The sequence below is a fragment of the Frankia nepalensis genome, assembly GCF_016786325.1.
GTDB lineage: Bacteria > Actinomycetota > Actinomycetes > Frankiales > Frankiaceae > Pseudofrankia > Pseudofrankia nepalensis.
The window spans coordinates 1-16,900 of record NZ_JADWYU010000034.1 but is presented as its reverse complement, the minus strand read 5'-3'; the positions used below and the strand labels follow the sequence as shown (position 1 = coordinate 16,900).

The 16,900-nt window shown below is 73.3% G+C and carries 16 protein-coding genes; 3 read left to right on the top strand and 13 right to left on the bottom strand.

Translation table 11 applies throughout. The features are described 5' to 3' along the window. Positions 1-393: TCP-1/cpn60 chaperonin family protein (locus tag I6A81_RS01575; RefSeq protein WP_285223000.1), on the top strand; the 393-nt coding region annotated here is incomplete at its 5' end. A 92-nt stretch (positions 394-485) separates the two neighbouring features. On the opposite strand, the gene I6A81_RS01570 is transcribed toward I6A81_RS01575, so the two are convergent. From I6A81_RS01570 to I6A81_RS01560, 3 genes are read right to left on the bottom strand one after another with little or no spacing between them, the layout of a single operon-like run. After that, positions 486-1,964, bottom strand: coding sequence for a glycoside hydrolase family 130 protein (locus I6A81_RS01570; protein ID WP_203006269.1), 1,479 nt, complete (start codon positions 1,962-1,964; stop codon positions 486-488). Continuing rightward, positions 1,961-2,980, bottom strand: coding sequence for a glycosyltransferase (locus I6A81_RS01565; protein WP_203006268.1), 1,020 nt, complete (start codon positions 2,978-2,980; stop codon positions 1,961-1,963). The genes I6A81_RS01570 and I6A81_RS01565 overlap by 4 nt, the downstream gene beginning before the upstream one ends. Continuing rightward, positions 2,977-4,179 (bottom strand): glycosyltransferase, encoded by a 1,203-nt coding sequence (locus I6A81_RS01560; RefSeq protein ID WP_203006267.1) that lies wholly within the window; start codon positions 4,177-4,179, stop codon positions 2,977-2,979. The genes I6A81_RS01565 and I6A81_RS01560 overlap by 4 nt, the downstream gene beginning before the upstream one ends. A gap of 753 nt (positions 4,180-4,932) precedes the next feature. On the opposite strand from I6A81_RS01560, the gene I6A81_RS01555 reads away from it, so the two are divergent. Next, entirely contained in the window at positions 4,933-5,280 is a 348-nt protein-coding gene (locus I6A81_RS01555; RefSeq protein ID WP_203006266.1) for a hypothetical protein, read from the top strand. Between the two features lie 99 nt (positions 5,281-5,379). Here the strand turns inward: I6A81_RS01555 and I6A81_RS01550 are convergent, their stop codons facing one another. From I6A81_RS01550 to I6A81_RS01525, 6 genes are read right to left on the bottom strand one after another with little or no spacing between them, the layout of a single operon-like run. Continuing rightward, positions 5,380-6,264 (bottom strand): hypothetical protein, encoded by an 885-nt coding sequence (locus tag I6A81_RS01550; RefSeq protein ID WP_203006265.1) that lies wholly within the window; start codon positions 6,262-6,264, stop codon positions 5,380-5,382. Then, positions 6,257-6,736 (bottom strand): hypothetical protein, encoded by a 480-nt coding sequence (locus tag I6A81_RS01545; RefSeq protein ID WP_203006264.1) that lies wholly within the window; start codon positions 6,734-6,736, stop codon positions 6,257-6,259. The genes I6A81_RS01550 and I6A81_RS01545 overlap by 8 nt, the downstream gene beginning before the upstream one ends. A gap of 56 nt (positions 6,737-6,792) precedes the next feature. Then, complete coding sequence (locus tag I6A81_RS01540) at positions 6,793-7,026, bottom strand: hypothetical protein (RefSeq protein ID WP_203006263.1); 234 nt, start codon at positions 7,024-7,026, stop codon at positions 6,793-6,795. Next, positions 7,007-7,384 (bottom strand): DUF742 domain-containing protein, encoded by a 378-nt coding sequence (locus tag I6A81_RS01535; protein ID WP_203006262.1) that lies wholly within the window; start codon positions 7,382-7,384, stop codon positions 7,007-7,009. The genes I6A81_RS01540 and I6A81_RS01535 overlap by 20 nt, the downstream gene beginning before the upstream one ends. 13 nt (positions 7,385-7,397) lie before the next feature. After that, positions 7,398-7,805, bottom strand: a complete 408-nt coding sequence (locus I6A81_RS01530) for a roadblock/LC7 domain-containing protein (protein WP_307874395.1) — start codon at positions 7,803-7,805, stop codon at positions 7,398-7,400. Beyond that, entirely contained in the window at positions 7,802-10,246 is a 2,445-nt protein-coding gene (locus tag I6A81_RS01525; protein WP_203006261.1) for a sensor histidine kinase, read from the bottom strand. The genes I6A81_RS01530 and I6A81_RS01525 overlap by 4 nt, the downstream gene beginning before the upstream one ends. A gap of 501 nt (positions 10,247-10,747) precedes the next feature. Here I6A81_RS01525 and I6A81_RS01520 point away from each other — a divergent pair. Further along, complete coding sequence (locus I6A81_RS01520) at positions 10,748-11,752, top strand: helix-turn-helix transcriptional regulator (protein WP_203006260.1); 1,005 nt, start codon at positions 10,748-10,750, stop codon at positions 11,750-11,752. Positions 11,753-11,787: 35 nt separating this feature from the next. On the opposite strand, the gene I6A81_RS01515 is transcribed toward I6A81_RS01520, so the two are convergent. The 4 genes from I6A81_RS01515 to I6A81_RS42855 all read right to left on the bottom strand — a co-directional run. Beyond that, the gene (locus tag I6A81_RS01515; protein WP_203006259.1) at positions 11,788-14,262 is read right to left on the bottom strand and encodes a GGDEF domain-containing protein; all 2,475 of its coding nucleotides are present in this window, start codon (positions 14,260-14,262) and stop codon (positions 11,788-11,790) included. A gap of 241 nt (positions 14,263-14,503) precedes the next feature. Continuing rightward, positions 14,504-15,493 carry an aldo/keto reductase gene (locus I6A81_RS01510; RefSeq protein ID WP_203006258.1) on the bottom strand — a complete coding sequence of 330 codons (990 nt, stop codon included), beginning with the start codon at positions 15,491-15,493 and terminating at the stop codon, positions 14,504-14,506. A 166-nt stretch (positions 15,494-15,659) separates the two neighbouring features. Continuing rightward, positions 15,660-16,766 (bottom strand): Rossmann-fold NAD(P)-binding domain-containing protein, encoded by a 1,107-nt coding sequence (locus tag I6A81_RS01505; RefSeq protein WP_203006257.1) that lies wholly within the window; start codon positions 16,764-16,766, stop codon positions 15,660-15,662. 41 nt (positions 16,767-16,807) lie between these two features. After that, positions 16,808-16,900: cytochrome P450 (locus I6A81_RS42855; protein WP_238430519.1), on the bottom strand; the 93-nt coding region annotated here is incomplete at its 5' end.

Sequence of the window (16,900 nt, the reverse complement as noted above, 5' to 3'; positions counted from 1 at the left end):
GGTGGCGTCGCGCTGCTGCAGGCTTCGGTGTCGGCGTTCGACAAGCTGGACCTGTCCGGCGACGAGGCCACCGGCGCGGCGATCGTCGAACGGGCGTTGGCCGCTCCGATCAGGCAGATCGCCTTCAACAGCGGCTTCGAGGGCGGCGTCGTGGTCGAGAAGGTGCGCGAGCTGCCGACCGGCCACGGCCTGGACGCGGCCACCGGCGAGTACGTCGACATGATCGCCGCCGGCATCATCGACCCGGCCAAGGTGACCCGCTCGGCGCTGCAGAACGCCGCGTCGATCGCCGGCCTCTTCCTCACGATCGAGGTCGTCATCGCCGAGCGGTCCGCCGCCGAGGGCGCCGCCGGTGGGGCTGACCCGGGCGGCATGGCCGGCATGGGCTTCTGACCGTCCGTCCGCGCCGTCCACGGGCACGAACCGCTGACCTGCCAGCGGTTCGTGCCCACCGGACGGCCCCGGCGGGTCGGGAGGTCCGGCGGTCAGGCTTGCCGGGTCATCCGCGCGAGCAGGGCGCTGACGGGCACGCTCGCCATGCCGACCCGGGAGTCACCGATCCCGTAGGGCAGCCACAGCCGGCCGTCGTGGACCAGACCGCCGCAGGAGTAGACGACGTTGGGGACATAGCCCGCGGCCTCGGTCCGGATCGGGGTGAGCAGCGGCTCGGGCAGCGCCGCGACCACGGTGGACGGGTCCTCCAGGTCGAGCAGGAGCGCCCCGATGGTGTAGGTGCGCATCGGCCCGACGCCATGGGTGAGGACGAGCCAGCCGGCCGGCGTTTCGATGGGTGCGCCGCAGTTGCCGACCTGGATGAGTTCGAACGGCGCCCGTGGTTTGTGGACCGATCGGGGCGGTTCCCAGACCAGCCCGTCGTCGGAGGCTGTCAGACCGGTGGTCTCCCCGTCGGATCGGCAGAGCGCGAGGTGACGGCCGCCGACGGGTCGGGGGAACAGCGCCATCCCCTTGTTCTGGGCCGCTGAACCGGTGAGCGGTGAGGAAGTGAAGATCCGCAGGTCGGGACTGGTGAGCAGCCTTGGCATGATCTCGGCGCCGTCGTAGGCGGTGTATGTCGCCCGGTAGTCGACGGCCCCGTCCGGCGCGGTGAAACGGACGAACCGCGCGTCCTCCATTCCGTTACTCTCGCTGGCGACCGTGGGCCACAGCACCCGTTGGGCGAGGGCGCTGTCCACCGGGAACTCGACTCCACGCAGCGATCCGGCGATGGCCCGGATCCCGGCCAGGATCCCGGCGGCCTGGGGCCGGCGGAGGAGATCCGCGGGCATGTTGGCGAAGGCCGGTTCGAGCCCACCGCCGGCCGGGCTCCTGTCGAGCGCGTCGAGGACCGAGTGCGTCACCTCGTCGTCGAGGCCATGCTCGGCGAGCAGGTCGCGCAGCCGACCGCGCTCCCAGGCGACCGGAATCTCCCTGCCGGTGGTGAGCGGGCCGGTGCGCGGCTCCAGCCGCACCGTCGGGCCCGGGCCGAGCACGCCGACCGCGAAGCCGATCGAGGACAGGTGCCCCTCGCCGATGGCGCGCAGGCTGAGTACCACCCGCAGGGCGCCCGGTGGGAGCCCCGACTGGTCGGGGTGCGCGACCGCTGAGGGATTGGTGACGGACGCGCCTTCCACCGCGTACTCGGCGGTGAAGCACGCACCGAGCAGCAGCATGCGCGCGGGCGAGAGCTCCTCGGGCGCGCGCACCCGAGGAGCCACGATGGCCGCGTGCCGAGCCAGGGCACCCTGGTAGTCCAGGTGGCGGGGCTCGAACCGGTCGAGCAGGGCGGCTACGAGGCCAGCGACCTCGTCGTCGGTCAGCGCGAGTGCCCTGTCCACGATGCCCCCGGCCCGGGAGCGCGCCTCGGCGCCCTCCTCGCCATGGAGGAAGAGCTTCGCGATGACCCTATCGGGGTCGGCGGTCAGCGTGAGCGGATGCCGGGTCACCAGTTCCGACTCCAGGGTCATGGTGTCCTCGACGCGAGCAGACGATGGGCGTGCTGCGCTGTCGAGAGCAGGGCGAGCGTGGACTCCGCGCCCTGGTTGGCGTTGCGGCCCTCGGCTTCGAGGCCGTCGTGGCAACCGCCGGTCGCGGTGTCGACCAGCGGCATGCCGGTGTCGTTCGCGCCGAGGAACCATCCGTGCGCCCGCCCGAGACCGGTGAGCCACCTGTTCTGGCCGGTCGCCGCGTAGGCCCGCGCGCAGGCGTCCGCGATGGCCGCCGCCTCGATGGGCTGCTGGTCGAAGCCCGGCCCGGGATCGCCCCGCGGGCGCCGGCCGTCGACGGGAGTCGGCGACAGTACCTCGCCCCGGGTCTCCACGCGGAGCAGCCAGGCCAACAGCCGCAGGCCGTTCGCGAGCACCGCCCGGTCCGGCAGGCACATGCCGGCGAGGATCAGCGCCTCCGGCACCGCCCCGTTGGCGTAGCGCAGCGTGGGCTCCGGCCAGGGCCACGCGGGATCGTCGCCGAGCGGGCCAATCACGGTGACGGCGTCGGCCAGCAGCGCGCGAGCCGACCTGTCGTCCGGGTGGGCGAGCAGCAGCTCGCCCGCGCCAAGGGCGGCGAACGTCATGGCTCGCGGCCAGGGGGAACGTCGATGGGCACTGGTGTGGAACCCGGTCCGAGCCTGTGCCCGCAGCCGCGAGGTGGGCGCGAGGGCCGCCGCGGTCCCCAGGCCCCACAGGGCCCGGCCCCAGCAGTCGCCGACTTCGGGCTTGTCCCGCCGGCCGTTCGCGGTGCCCCGCCGGTTGACGACCTTCCCGTCCGGCGCCTGCGCCGCCCGAACGAAGTCGAGATAGCGCTCGAGCAGCCGGATCAGCTCCAGCGGTGGCGAAGGCTCGCGGGACAGGACGACCAGCCCGCGCGCGACGTCATCCACGCAGTACCCGTGCTCCCGGCGGGGGACCGAGCCGAGAGCGTGCTCGAACAGGCCGATGTCGTCGCTGAGTCGGAAAAGATGGGCGAACGAGATCGGAGTCGTCACCGGGTCGTCGCTGGCGACCTGGGCATGGGCACTGTCGCGAGCGCTCGCTGGGATGCGGACACGGCGCTCGGCGAGCGCCAGGCGCCGGCCACGAGCTCGGCGGCCAGCCGGCGGTAGCAGCGGGCCACCGTGGGCCACAGCAGGTCTGGCGCGTGGGCGGCGGCGGCGCTCGTCAGCCCGCGGGCGACGGCGTCGTCGGTGAGGACGGCGCGCAGCGCCGCCGCGATCGCCGCCGCGTCGCCATGCCGCACGAGCAGGCCGGCGCCGTCGCCGAGTAGTTCGACCGCGTGCGGGAAGCGGGTGGCGACGACGGGCCGTAGCGCGGCGACCGCCTCGATGAGGATGCCGGAGGTCACCTGGTCGACGGAGTCGTAGGGCAGCAGGACGACGTCGGCACCGCTCACGAGCTCGGCGAGCGGTCCGCTGTCGAGGTAGCGGTCGTCGAAGGTGACGGAATCGGCCACGCCGAGTCGACCGGCCAGCGCGGCCAGACTGTCCCGGTACGCCTCGCCCTCCCGGGCGAGGACCTTGGGATGGGTCTGGCCCGCGACGAGGTAGCGCGGAGCCGGGTCGAGGTGGGCCAGCTCCGCCATCGCCGCTATACCCCACTCGATGCCCTTGCCTGGTCCGAGCAGGCCCCAGGTGAGGATGGTCGGCCGGGCGGACCGCGCTGGCGCGGCGCGGCGGTTGTCGGCCGCGCCGTGGGGGATGACCGAGACCTGGTGCGGGCGGACGCGGTACCCGCTCACCAGCCGGGCCCGCGCGGTCTCGGTCATCACGACGACCGCGTCCGCGGAGGCGATCAGCGCCTCCAGGACCGCGCGCTGGTGCCGGGACGGGCTCGCGAGCACGGTGTGCAGGACGACCACGACCGGAACCTCGAGATGGTCGAGCACCTCGATCACTTCGTCGCCGTCCGGGCCGCCGTAGACCCCGTACTCGTGCTGCACGACCGCGATGTCGAAACCGTTCAGAAGCCGCGCCGCGCGGCGCGGGCCGCCCGGGGTCCCGGCCACCAGGTCTCCCACGACGGCCGCTGGCCGCCGGCCGGGCTCCGCGGGCGCGTCGAGCAGGCGCACCACCCCGCTGGAGGCGCCAGGCGCCGCGCTGGTCAGTTCGTCGAACAGGGCCGCCGTGAACGTGGCGAGGCCGCACTGCGTCGGGAAGTAGGTACTCAGAAAGCCGTAACGGAGGGGCACGAAGGCCCGCCTTCCGGTAGTTGCCGACACCGAGTCGGCCGGCGGACGCGCAAGCGCGGTGCTTGCGTGGGTGCGTGCCGCGGACGGGCGGCATGCGGCGGGTCGGTCGAGGCGCCTTCGGGCGTGAGACCGGGGTCCCTGGGAATCACCCAACCGCCGGGATCCCGCCGTTGGCGATCAGGATGCGCGGATCCTCGGGCGCGCTCTCCTCGGGACGCCCACGCCGTCGCTGGTGATCACGGAGGCGTGCCGCTACTTCTTCACCGCGATGTCGCGCCCCCGCGAGCTGGATGTGACCTGACGGCGCTGGCTAACTGGTTCACGCCACGCACAAGGTCAGACCGCGCCGCCCCGTCGAGGGAAGAAATGTTTCGCATACGAGTGAATCCTCCTGGGGCTCGCGCCCGTGGGGAGGAGTGCCGGCCGCCGGCGGGGCCCAGCAACGAAAACGATGGGCCACGAGGCCCAGGCACCCGTCGCGCCAGAGGTTGGCACTCGACTTTACTGAGTGCTAAATCATTTATATCCTTTTCGGACCTCAGAAGCAACCGCGGGCCGGCACCGGCTCCGACCAGCCGATCCGCCCACCGGCCAGCTGGGCTCGAACCGTCGCTCACCGTTCCGCGACCTGGCGGGCGAAGCCCGCGGGCGCCCGGCTTGCCCGCCGGGCCGAACCGGTCATGAATGTGACGTGGACCCGCCGCGAGCTGTCCCGGTCCCGGACCCGTCGCGGCCGTCTCATACAGTGACGCAATGGCTGGCTCGCGCCGTCCCGTCTGCGAGGACGTGATCATGCTGACCAACGCCGAGCTCGCGGAACTCGCCGCGATTCCCGGCCCCGCCCACGAGCTGGAAAGGGCGCTGTTCTGCGAGCTGGAGGCCGAACACCCCGGCGGTCATCTGGCGCAGGCACAGGCGGCCGGCGACCTGGAGTGGTGGCTGTGCTGGCAGCCAGGCACCCGGGAACTCGTCGTCCCGGACCTGTGTCCCGCCACCGCGGACGGGGGCGACACGGTGTGCACGCTGCCACTCGCGCACCCCGGCGCGCACAGCTTCGGCCTCGCGGCGGCCGCGAGCCCGAACAGCTCGACGCCAGCCTGATGATCTAGCGGGTGTCAGCGGTGGCCGCGGTGTGGACGGTGAGTGGACGCGCGCCGGCGGCGAGCTGGTGGTGGTCGCGGGGGACGTCGCGCGTGACGCTCATCGGCCGGGCCCGGTCCAGGTGACGGGGACCAGGCCGGCGGCGACCTGCCCGGCGTGCACGGCGTGCAGGACGGCGAAGGTGGCGCCGGAGATCGGCGCGGCCAGCCGTTGGCGGCGGGCGGAGGCCGGCAGGTAGGGGCGAAACAGCGGTCGGGTGGCGGTGGACAGGCCGATGCGCCCCATCAGCAGCACCGCGGTGTCGCCGGCGGCGCGTACCGCGGCTCGCCACTGCGGGGAGATGGTGTGCGGGAGCCGTTCGATCCCGAACGGGCGGCGCGCCCCGGGCCGGGGGTGGACCAGGTCGAGGTGGCGGGCGCCGATCCGCAGCGACCAGCCGGTGACCGTCGGCGGGGTGGCGGCCAGCGAGGTGTGCAGGGCAAGGCCGGTGGCCAGGGCGTGGGACAGCATGGGAGACAGCGGTTCCCCGGGCAGCGGCCGGTCGGGCTGGCCGACGGCGTGCCGGTCGGTGAGGATCAGGTCGTCGTCGTCATCGACGGCGAGATAGGGCCGGGGTGGCTGGCCGGTCAGGGCGCACCCGGCGGGCAGGTCGCCGGTCAGGGCGGCGGTGCCGGCGCCGAGCAGGTCGGCGTAGACGATGCTGGCGCCGCTGGCCGCCGCCAGTTCGAGGTCGGCGAGTTCGGGCACGGCGATGACGACGACCCGGGAGGGGCCGCAGGCGGCGTGGATCAGTTGGACACGGCGCAGCCCCAGGTGGGGGTAGCGGCGCACGACCAGCGCGGCCGGGTCGCCGTCCTCCAGGTCGCCGTCGTCCTGGCAGGCGGCGCAGGAGTAGACGCTGGGGTGCGGGCCCCGCTGCCAGGCCGCGAGCAGGTCGGCGGGCAGCAGCCCGGCGACGTCCGGGGCCACCCGTAAGTCACGCACTGCGGTGCCGGGCGGGCGGGCCGGGCCAGATGCGCAGCGGGTCGAGCTCGGGGAAGTGGTGCCCGTCGGCGGCCGCGGCGGCGGCCCCGTGCAGGGCGCGGGCGGCGGCGACCCACTCGGCGCCGTCGGCGCCGGTCGTCTCGCAGACCGACGCCCAGTTGTTGAGGATGTGCGCGAGCGCGGCCGCGGCGTAGGGAGGCATCCGCACGGCGACGGCCGGCAGCTGGCCCGGCTCCTCCTCGCAGGGAATCGGATGGGCCCGGTCGACGGTGACCTCCATCTCGACCTCGGCGACCATCTCGACCTCGGCGACAAGGGCGGCTGGGGGGCTGACCGCGGTCAGCCCCCCGGTCCGCCGGTACTGGCAGGAGGCCGGCGGCGGGCACACCGCGCCGGCGCGGGCGGCGCGTGACGGCGGGGCCGTGGTGGCGGGGCGCAGGCTGTGGGCGCGGTCAGCGCGGTCCAGAGGCATTCGGTCAGCTCCTTGAAGAGGCCGGCAGGCTGGTCGACTGCTGGGCGTGGGCTTCGTCAGCGAGGGCTGTGTCGAGGGCGTGGCGGACCAGGAAGGTCTCCGTTCTCCTGACGCCCGGGCGGCTCCCGGGCGTCGCACAAGGCGACCGGGCGGCGTTCGCCGAGGGCGAGTGCCTGGCGGATCCGGGGCAGGGGAGCGGCCTTGGCGCCGTGGCCGCCGGCGACGACGGCCTTGACGGCCTTGACGGCCGTGGCCGCGGGCACGGCGTGGTCAGAGTCGTTGGAGACCATCGAGGACCTTTCGCAGCAACGCGGAGCTGGGCCGGTCCGCGGGCCGGGCGGGGCGCTGGACGGAGACCAGACCGGCCTGGGCCATGTCGGCGACGAGGACCTGGGCCACCCCGAGCGGCAGGTCGAGCAGCGCGGAGATCTCGGCCACCGACTGCAGCCGTTGGCACAGGTGCGCGATGTCGCGCCATTCGGGTGGCATGGTGGGTGGCAGGTCACGGGCGACGGCGATGCCCTGGCGGGTGGTGGCGACCAGGGCCACCAGTTCCAGGGCCGCGCCCTTGGGCTGGGTGCGGCCCCCGGTGACGGCGTACGGCCGGACCACCGGGCCCGTGTCCAGCCATTCCTCGTGCCTTACCACTGGAGATCCCGCCCTAGCTCGCGGCCCGCAGCGGCGGCGTGAGGACCGTTCCGGCGCGGGTGACCAGCCGGGCCATCTCGTAGGCGATCATCTCGACGTCGGCGTCGGCGGTCGCGGCCACCGCCAGGCAGGAGTTGGGCCCCATCGCGGAGACGAACAGGTAGCCGCCGCGCATCTCGACGATGGTCTGGCGGACCTCGTCGCCGTCGAGGTGGCGGGCCGCGCCGAGCGCCAGGGAACGGAACCCGGCCGCGATCGCGGAGATGTGCTCGCCGTCGTCGTGGCTGAGGCCGCTCGACCGGGCGAGCAGCAGGCCGTCGGTCGACAGCGCGACGGCGAAGCGGATCGCCGGGCTCCGCCCCTGCAACTGGTCGAGCAGAAATCCCAGGGAGTGCAGCCTGTTGGCGGCGGCGGTGGTCACTGCGAGGTCCCTTCGTCGGTCAGCCCGCGGTCGAATCCGCCGCGGAAGTCGTCGATCAGGCCGCGGGCGGCGTCGGGGTCCCGGGGGCGGGCGGCCCCGGTCGCGGGGGAGCGTGGCGCCGGGGGCGGACCTCCGCGCAGCTGCGCGGCCAGGTGCGCGCCGCGGCGACGCTGCGGCAGCCCGTCGGCCAGGTCGGGCTCGTCGTCGCCGGTCGGCGACGGGCCGGGGCCAGGGGCGCTGTCGGCGGGCGGGCCCTGGGCCGGCGATGGGCCGTGGCCACCGAGCCCTGGGCGGGCGCGTCGGTAGAGCGCGTCGCCGACGCCGACCGTCGCGAGCGCCGGGCCGGCCGCCGCCTCCGCGGAGTCCTGCTCCCCGGCCGGTGCCTGGCCGGGGTCGGGCGCCGGTTCCCGGCCGGGCGCGGTGGCCAGCGCTGGCACCCGGTCGAGGACGGCGGCGGTGTCCAGCGGGTCGTCCTCGTCCGCGACGAGGTCCGCGGCGAGGTCGTCCGCGGCGAGGTCGTCCGCGGCCTCGGGGGGAGGAGCCGGGGCGGAGTCGTCGTCGGCGGCGATCAGCGCGGCCGGCAGCCGCACGGCGGCGGTGATCCCGCCGTCGGAGGACGGGTCGAGGCGCACGGTGATGGTGTGGCGGGCGGCGAGCACGCCGACGACGAACAGGCCAAGGCCGCCCTCGGCGGCGGGGTCGAACGGCGGGGGGTCGCTCAGTTTCGCGTTGAGCTCGGCGAGTTGGGCGGTGGGGATGCCGATGCCGCGGTCGCGGACCTCGATCACCAGGTCGCCGCCCGCGCTCGTGCCGGTGATGTCGACCGCCGCCTGGCCCGGGCTGAACTGGGTCGCGTTCTCGACGAGCTCCGCGAGCAGGTGGATCACGTCGCCGACGGCCGTGCCGACGACCGCGACGTCGGCGGTCACGGCGGGGTGCACCCGGGCGTAGTCCTCGACCTCGGCGATCGCCGCGCGCAGCACGTCGAGCAGCGGGACGGCGCGACGGTAGCGCCGGGACGGGACGCCGCCCGACAGCGCGATCAGCCCCTCGGCGTGGCGGCGCATCCGGGTGGCGAGGTGGTCGAGGCGGATCAGCCGGTCGAGCATCGCCGGGTCCTGCAGGTCGCGTTCCAGCGTGCTGATCAGGAGCAGCTGGCGGTGGATCAGGGTCTGGCTGCGCTGGGCCAGGCCGGTCACGGAGCTGCGGACGGAGCGGTGGGTCGCGACCTCGACGGAGCCGCGCACGGCCGTGCCGTAGACGTCGAAGAGCGCGTCGGTGACCTCGCCGATCTCGTCGCGGGTCGCGGTGGGCCGCGCGCGGTCGCCCTCGTCCGGGTCGACCGGCTGGCGCTGGGCCAGTGCCTCGATGACCTCGGGCAGGCGGCGTTCGGCGATGTCGACGGCGGCGTCGCGCAGCCCGCGCAGCTGGCGCACCAGCCGGCTGGCCACGTACAGGGAGATGCCGACGGTGAGCAGGATGACGACCGCGGCGGCCACGCCGACCAGCCAGGCACGGCGCTGCGCGTCGGTGGCCAGCGTCTGGCTGGTCGTCTCCAGGTCCACGGTGACCTGCCGCTCGACCAGCCGGATCTGGTCGATCTTCAGGCTGGAGGCGTTGATCCAGTCGTCGGGGGTGACATCGATGGGCTGGCCGGCCGTCACCTGGCCGAGCGCCCGGTCCCGAAGCGTGGACACGGTCGCGTCGACCGGGCCGACGAGCGCGTCGTACAGATTGGCCTGCTCGGGGGTGGCCGTGCCGCGGAACTGGCTGACCCAGGCGGCCTCGGCGCCGGCCGAGGCGCGCATCGCCGCCTCGTTCGTCCCGGTCGCCTGGCGGAGGATGACCAGCAGCGCCAGTGTCCCGCGCTGCTGCGCGGCCTGTTCCTTGATGTTGCTCAGGGCGGTCAGCGTGCCCTCGGTGCGCACGACGTCCGGGTCCTGGCTTCCGACGCCGACCTGCGCCGCCTTGACCGCGAGCCATGCCTGCACGCCGCGGGTGTAGACGTCCGTGCCCTCGCCCGGGGCCAGGCCGCGGGCGTCGATCGCGGCGCGGACCTGGGGCAGCTCGAGCATCTGGCGCTGGGCGGCGTCGATGGCCGTGCGCAGCCGGGAGTCGTCGGGCAGACCCGCGACCGCCGCGGTCAGCGCGGCATGCGTCCGGTCCACCGCGTCCCGGGCGGCGATCGTCTCGCGTTCCCAGATGCGGTAGCCGGAGCCGACCCAGCCGGCCACGAAGTTGCGCTCCTGCTGGAGCGCGGTCACCAGCTCGTTGGCCTGGATCGACCAGGTGGCGAGCGCGTGGGTCCGGTCGGCGTCCCGGGCATCCTCGACCTGGGAGACGACCAGACGCACGCCCAGTCCGAGCAGAGCCAGGAGCGGTACCACCAGCACCAGCGCCTGCTTGCTACGGACCGGAAGGTTCTCCACACCGTCTCCCATCGGACTTTCCGTCGGGACCGGGACAGGCGACAGCAGACTCGCGGAGAAAACACCGCTATCGTTGGCGCGGCACTCCTCTGAATCGAGGCGGTGCCCGTTACCCTCGTGGTCGGCGCAACTCTCGTGGTCGGTACGGGTCGCGAGGTGACGCCCCCGGGCCCGACGGTGAAATCGACCGTAACGGGCCGCTCGGCATGTCGGGAAGGCTCCAGGGCTGGCGTGAACGGGACACGGCCCGCCGCGCCCGTCCCCTTGGGGACATCGGCAAACATCCGGCTCGTCGCGGCCCTACTGTCCACCCTGTAGGCCAAACATCCCCCCAAATGGGTTGGGCCGTCGCCAGAGCGGGTCGTAGCGTCGCGGCATCGCGGCATCACCGTCGAGACTGTCTGCCGCTGCCAAGGACGTCGGAGCTGCCGCCTGCCCTCCCGGCCCGCACGCCCTGTGGGTCGCGTGACCGCCACGCAACCACCAGCCGGGGGACGCGGGGGATGAGCACGCTTGCTGGAACTTCTGGGATTGAACGAGTTCGGTGAGCGCTTGTGGCGCGCCGTCGCGGTACACCGCTATTCCGACCTCGAGCTGCTGGCCGGATGGCTCGGAGAGCCGGTCGACACCGTTCGCGCGGAAATCGAGGCGCAGCTCGAGCGCGGTCTGATCCGACGCGTCGGTGACCGCTGGGTCGCCCAGGACCCGGTCGTGCTGCTCCAGGCCGAGCACGCCCGCCGCCAGGCGGAACTCGCCGCGGCTGCCAAGGCAATGGCCGACGAGCGGGAGGCGCTCTTTCGTTCCGGCCTGTTCAGCGACTATCTCGCCGGCCGGCGCCGGGCTGGTACGGGTGGCGGCGGCGTCGAGGTGGTCGAGCACAGCGAGGCGGGCCCACGCATCGCCGAGCTCACCCACCGCGCCAGCGTCAGCCTGCAGTTCCTGCTCACCGGGCAGAACCAGTTCCCCGGCCTGAACAGCAAGGACATGATCGACATGATCATGCGCGCCGGCGAACGCGGCGTGCACCTGGCCAGCGTCTGGAGCCCCGACCTCGTCGACGCCGTCCGCCGCGCCGCCGGCGGGCGACGCCCGCCCGCCCTCGGCTGGGTCCGCCAGAGCCCCAACCTGCCCACCCGTCTGATCATCTGGGACGGCCGGGTGGCGATGGTGCCGCTCGACGCCACCGACCTCGCGCGCGGCGGCATGTTCGTCACCGCGCCCGCGCTGCTGGCCGTGCTCACCGACCTGTTCGCCCGGGTCCACCGCGAGGCGGAGGTGCCAGCTCCGCCGACCTCGGGCGACGACGACGAGCCGGCGGACAGCCGCCGGCCCATGAAGGTGCTGCTCCTGCTGTCCAAGGGGCTCACCGACGAGGCCATCGCCACCCGCCTGGAGATCTCAGGCCGCACCGTGAAGCGGGTCGTGGCCCAGCTGTGCGAGGAGTATCAGGTCCGCTCCCGCTTCCAGCTCGGCGTCGTGGCCGCCCGCAACGGCCTCATCCCCATGAGCGACACCTAGGGTGCATCCCGTGGGGCGCACCCCAGGGCGCGTCCCTAGCCATCCGTCGGGGTCGCGAGCCGCCGAACACCCGGCCGACGAGGGCGGGGCCCGCCGGATGCCCTTCCGGGCCGTATGGCATCCCTGGTCGGGTAGATCGGGCCGAGGCCGAGGTGGCAGCCCGCCGCCGCCAGTCGGCGGGCCTGCCCGTGGTCGCGGATTCCCGGTGCCACGACGGTGAGGCCGCGCCGATGCGCCATGCACAGGACGGCGCCACGCGCTGCCGCCGCGGGTGAGTCCGGATCCTGGTCGGCCGCGGTGTCGGCGAGCCCTGGATCGAGCCGCACCGCCTCGATTCGCTGGGATGTCAGCGCGGCCAGGGAGCGGTAGCCGCCGTCGGCATCGGCCACGGCCAGCCGGAGGCCGCTGGCGGCGAGGCGGGCCAGGAGCGCGTCGGTCGGCTCCGGGCTCGCCGCCCGGCCGAGGCCGGTGAGGAACATGACCAGGCTGTCGGCCTGGGCGCCGCCGGCGATCGCCAGTCGGGCGAGCTCCTCCGTCGCCGCTGGGTCACTGATGATCCGGTCCGTCGACACGACGACAAAGACCCGCCAGGGGTCGCCGATCTCACTCGCCCGCCGGGCCAGGTCGTGACCGGCGCGCGCGACGACATACTGATCCAGCTGGGTGACGAGGTCTGCTTCGACGGCCATCCCGCGCAGGCGTTCGGCCACCACCGTGCCGAGGCGCGGGTGCGCCCAGGAGGGCACGGCCTCCACCGCCGCGGGCCGTCCGCTCCGGAGTTCCACGACGGGGCGGTACTCGACGTGCAGGGTTCCGGCCTCCTGCTCGCCGCGTAACGCGAGCGCGAGGTCGCCGCGGATCGTCGTCGGCGCTTCCGGCGCGCGCAGCCCGGCCTGGTGGACGACCAGACGGCCCTTTCCCTGCCGCTTCGCGGCGTACATCGCCGTGTCGGCGTCACGGAGCAGACTGTCGGCGGTCACTGGCGACGTGTCCGTGGCGATCTTGGCCGGATCGACGTGGACCATGCCGAAGCTGGCGCCGACTGGAAGCTCCCTGCCGGCGAGCACGCACGGGGCCCGGGCGGTCGCGACCAGCCGGTGGCACAGCGCCCGCGGGTCGCCGATGGCGCCCTCCAGAAGGACGACGAACTCGTCGCCACCGAGCCGGGCGACCGTGTCGGTGGCGCATGTGGCGCCGCGCAGTCGGCTCGCGGTGAGCTGGAGCAGCTCGTCGCCGACCGCGTGGCCGAGGGTGTCGTTGATGCCCTTGAAGTTGTCCAGGTCGCAGAACAGCAGCGCGAACGGCCGTCCGTCGGTCCCCTGCCGGTCGAGCGCGCCCCGTAGCCGTTCGGCGAACAACGCCCGGTTCGCGAGCCCTGTCAGCGGGTCGTGAAAAGCCTGGTGACGCAGCTGTCGGCGACTGGACTCCACCAGGTCCAGCAGGTGCGTCTTCTCGCCCAGGCTCATCATCTGCCGGACGACCAGCATCAGGAGCAGGATGAACAGCACGTACATCTCGAACCGGTCGAGATCCAGTCCGGCGGCGAGCTGGCCGAGCGCGACGACGCAGGCGAGTCCTGCCGCCAGGTACGGCAGCGCCGCGCGCAGCACTGGAGCGTGTACGAAGCTCGCCGCCCGCGACCCTGGCGTGTCCGACGCCGTCGCGCGGATCGGACGGGCCGCCAGCGGCATCGGAACGAACGCCGCCAGCAGCATCAGCAGCCAGCCGACCGGGAAGCCGAGCCAAAGCGTCGTGTTGATGCCCTCCTGGGGGGTCGCGACCTCGAGCACCGCGGCGACCGACGACATCGCGAGGGTCAGCCAGCCGGTGCCCAGCAGCGTCAGCGCCAGCAGGGAGTGCGGGCGGCGCAGAACCCCGACCAGTACCACCGTCACCAGAAGGAGGGCTTCGCCGATGAGATTGCTGAGCGCGCTCAGGAACCTTGTCGGGTCGACGTTCACGGTTCTCAGCAGCGGTGCGAACACGATCGACCACACCAGGAGCGTCAGCGAGCCGACGACGAGGGCGCTGTCCAGGGCGGTGATCGCGTACCAGTGGCGGCCCCGGCCGGCCTGGGCGGGGCCGTTCTGGTCGCCCAGGCCGCGGGGGAGGGGCGGTGGGTCAGCCGGAAAGCTCAGCAGGCCGATCAAAGCGGGAAGGTAGAACAGCAGGAACAGGCTGTACACGGGCCGGAAGTCGGTCGCGGCCGTTGGCGGCTTGCCGAACCCGGCGCCGATGGTCGCGGCGGTGAGCAGCAGGCTGCCTCCGGCCGTCGCCGCCAGAAGCAGCCGCCATCGACGGTCCGGTCCGCTGGCGCGCCGGCCCGTCCAGGCCAGCCCGACCACGGCTGCGAGACAGGCGATGCCGGTAGAAACCAGAATGGCGGAATAGGCCCAGAGTTCGGGGAGCAGAAGCACGCACACCAGCGTGGCAAGGACATAGCAGACAACCAGGATCGTCAGGGCGGCAAGCGTGGAATATCGGCCAGATGCGCACGAATTGCTTGGCATGCGTACAACTCCGATCGGCCCGGTGGTTCACTCACATCGCCGCACCGTGCCGCCTGCGGTCTACTACAGCTACCCCAAAACCGTACCCTGATCGCCTAGGTCGAGAAGCTCGCGTATCCGATACCCCCGATTTAGACCAATAGGCCACCTCGCTCGAATAGCGCGCCAGAGCCGGCCATTCGGTACGCCGGGCCACGCGAAATACTCAATCCGTTCGACGCCGCCGATGTGGTCCCGGCGGTCACCTTCCGGTGGTGCGGAGGTAGTCCCGCGGCACGCTGGTGCCGGCCACGGCGTCGGCGGGGACGGCGGCCTCGATCCGCTCGAGGTCCTCCGGGGACAGTTCGACGCGCGCGGCCGCGGCGTTCTCCTCGAGGCGGGCGATCCGCTTGGTGCCCGGGATCGGCACGACGTCCGGCCCCTGGTGAGCCAGCCAGGCCAGCGCCAGCTGCCCCGGCGTCGCTCCCTTCTCCTCGGCCAGCGTCCGCAGCGCGGCGACGATCCGCAGGTTGTGCGGCAGGTTGTCGTCGGTGAACCACGGGGACCATCGCCGGGAGTCGGTTTCGGCGAGGTCCGCCCGATCGGTGATGCCGCCGGTGAGAATCCCCTTGCCGAGCGGGGAGTACGGCACGAGGCCGATGCCGAGCTCCCGGCAGGTCGGCACGATCTCGTCCTCGATCCGGCGCGTCCACAGCGACCATTCGCTCTGCAGCGCACTGACCGGGTGCACCGCGTGCGCGCGGCGGATCGTCGCCGCGGACGCCTCGCTGATGCCGAGGTGGCGGACCTTGCCCTCGGCCACCAGGTCGGCCATCGCGCCCCAGGTCTCCTCCACGGGCACGTCGGGGTCGACCCGATGCTGGTCGTACAGATCGATGTGATCCACGCCGAGGCGGCGCAGCGACCGCTCGCAGCTCTGCCGCACGTAGGCGGCGTCGCCGCGCGCGCCCATCTCCCGGTTCGCCCCGGCGAAGACGATGCCGAACTTGGTCGCCACCACGGCCCGCTCGCGGCGCCCGGCGATGGCTCGCCCGACCAGGTCCTCGCTCTCGCCGTAGATGTCCGCCGTGTCCAGGAGCGTGACGCCGAGCTCCAGGGCCCGGTGGATGGTCGCGAACAGCTCCTCCGGACTGCCCACAGCGCCGTAGGCGGGGCTCAGCGACATGCAGCCAAGCCCCTGCGCGCCGACTTCCAGGTCGCGAAGTTTCCTGGTCGGCAGGACATCAACCATCTCTCAACCACTCCTGTCGTCGTGGCCGGCACAGGGACGCGACGGCGCGAGTCCCGGTGGGGCCCTCTCGTCTGGCCCCGCCGGTCGCGACGGCCGTCCGGTCGCGGAGCAGGTCAGACACGACGACAACCTATCGGGGCAAGTGAACACTCACTGCTGACGTCCGTCAGCGGCCGCGATGGTCCACCTCTCCGGGGCGCTGCGGGTGGGGCATGCTGTGGATCGGCGGCGCGGCGCGCTGGTCGACCGCGGCGGCCAACCGCTCCACCGCCGCCCGGTACTCGCCCAGCAGGGCGTCCTCCGTCGGGTAGTCGAACCGGTCGGTGAACGACGGGCTGGCGGCCGGGTCGAACGCGGGGCTCTCGGCGTACCAGGCGACGAGCTCGGCCAGCGCGTCGAGGGGGTCGACGGCCGGGGTGTAGTCCAGCTCGCGGCGGGCCTTCTCGGTGCTGACGACGACGTGGGTCGCGGTGGTGCCGGCCAGCGGGAGCAGCGTCGTGGTGGCCTCGACGGCGATCTCCCGGGGGAGGCCGACCAGTTCCAGGTCGGCTCCCATGAGCCGGGCGATCGTCGTGGCCCAGTCCCGCAGGGACCAGCTCGTCGCCTCGCCCGCGTTGTAGACCTGGCCGGCGGCCACCTCCGGGGCGTCCAGCACGGCCAGTACGAACGCGGCGGCGTTGGCGGCGGCGCAGCGGGTGTGGATCTGACCGCCGCCGTCGGGAAGGATCATGAACGGGCGGCCGTCGCGTACCCGCTTCACCACCGACCACTCGGCCGGCCGGGCGTTGTTCGGCCCGAACAGCATCGGGAAACGCAGGACCGTCGCCCGCGGGTGGTGGGCGAAGACCGCCGCCTCGGCGTCGGCGAGCCGCCTCGAGAACGCCAGCGCCGCCCCGCCGGTGGCGTCCTGAACGGCTGGATGATCCTCGGTGACCGGGACCGGTAGCTGGCTTTGGCTGGGGCTCGGGAAGAAGCCCTGGTACACGGGTACTCCGCCGATGGCGACGAACTGGCCGCACCGGCCCGCCAGCGCCGGCGCCAGGTGTTTGAGCCGCCCGTACATGGCCACCACGACGTCAAAGTCCCGTGCGCCGACGGCGTTCTCGATCGACGCGCGGAAGTGGGGATCGCCATGGATGTGCTCGACGTCGGGTAAGCCCGGCGGCTCGTGGGTGCCCCGATGGAAGATCGCGACCTCGTCGCCGCGCTCGAGGAGGCCGCGCACGACGTGCGGCCCCGTAGGCCCGGTGCCGCCCACCACCAACACCTTCATCGCGCCTCCCGCCGTCACACGGCTACCTCTGATGGTTCCGATCAGACTGTGATCGGTAGTTTGTCGTAGCCGCGGACGGTGCTGGTGTGCAGTCGTACGGCGTTGTCGTGGTCGATGTCCCAGGTGGGGAAGCG

Coding starts and splice junctions, on each gene's coding strand:
- I6A81_RS01570 (WP_203006269.1), bottom strand. CDS start 1,964: ATGACCCTGGAGTCGGAACTGGTGACCCGGCATCCGCTCACGCTGACC.
- I6A81_RS01555 (WP_203006266.1), top strand. CDS start 4,933: ATGGCTGGCTCGCGCCGTCCCGTCTGCGAGGACGTGATCATGCTGACC.
- I6A81_RS01545 (WP_203006264.1), bottom strand. CDS start 6,736: ATGCCTCTGGACCGCGCTGACCGCGCCCACAGCCTGCGCCCCGCCACC.
- I6A81_RS01540 (WP_203006263.1), bottom strand. CDS start 7,026: ATGGTCTCCAACGACTCTGACCACGCCGTGCCCGCGGCCACGGCCGTC.
- I6A81_RS01525 (WP_203006261.1), bottom strand. CDS start 10,246: ATGGGAGACGGTGTGGAGAACCTTCCGGTCCGTAGCAAGCAGGCGCTG.
- I6A81_RS01515 (WP_203006259.1), bottom strand. CDS start 14,262: ATGCCAAGCAATTCGTGCGCATCTGGCCGATATTCCACGCTTGCCGCC.
- I6A81_RS01510 (WP_203006258.1), bottom strand. CDS start 15,493: ATGGTTGATGTCCTGCCGACCAGGAAACTTCGCGACCTGGAAGTCGGC.
- I6A81_RS01505 (WP_203006257.1), bottom strand. CDS start 16,766: ATGAAGGTGTTGGTGGTGGGCGGCACCGGGCCTACGGGGCCGCACGTC.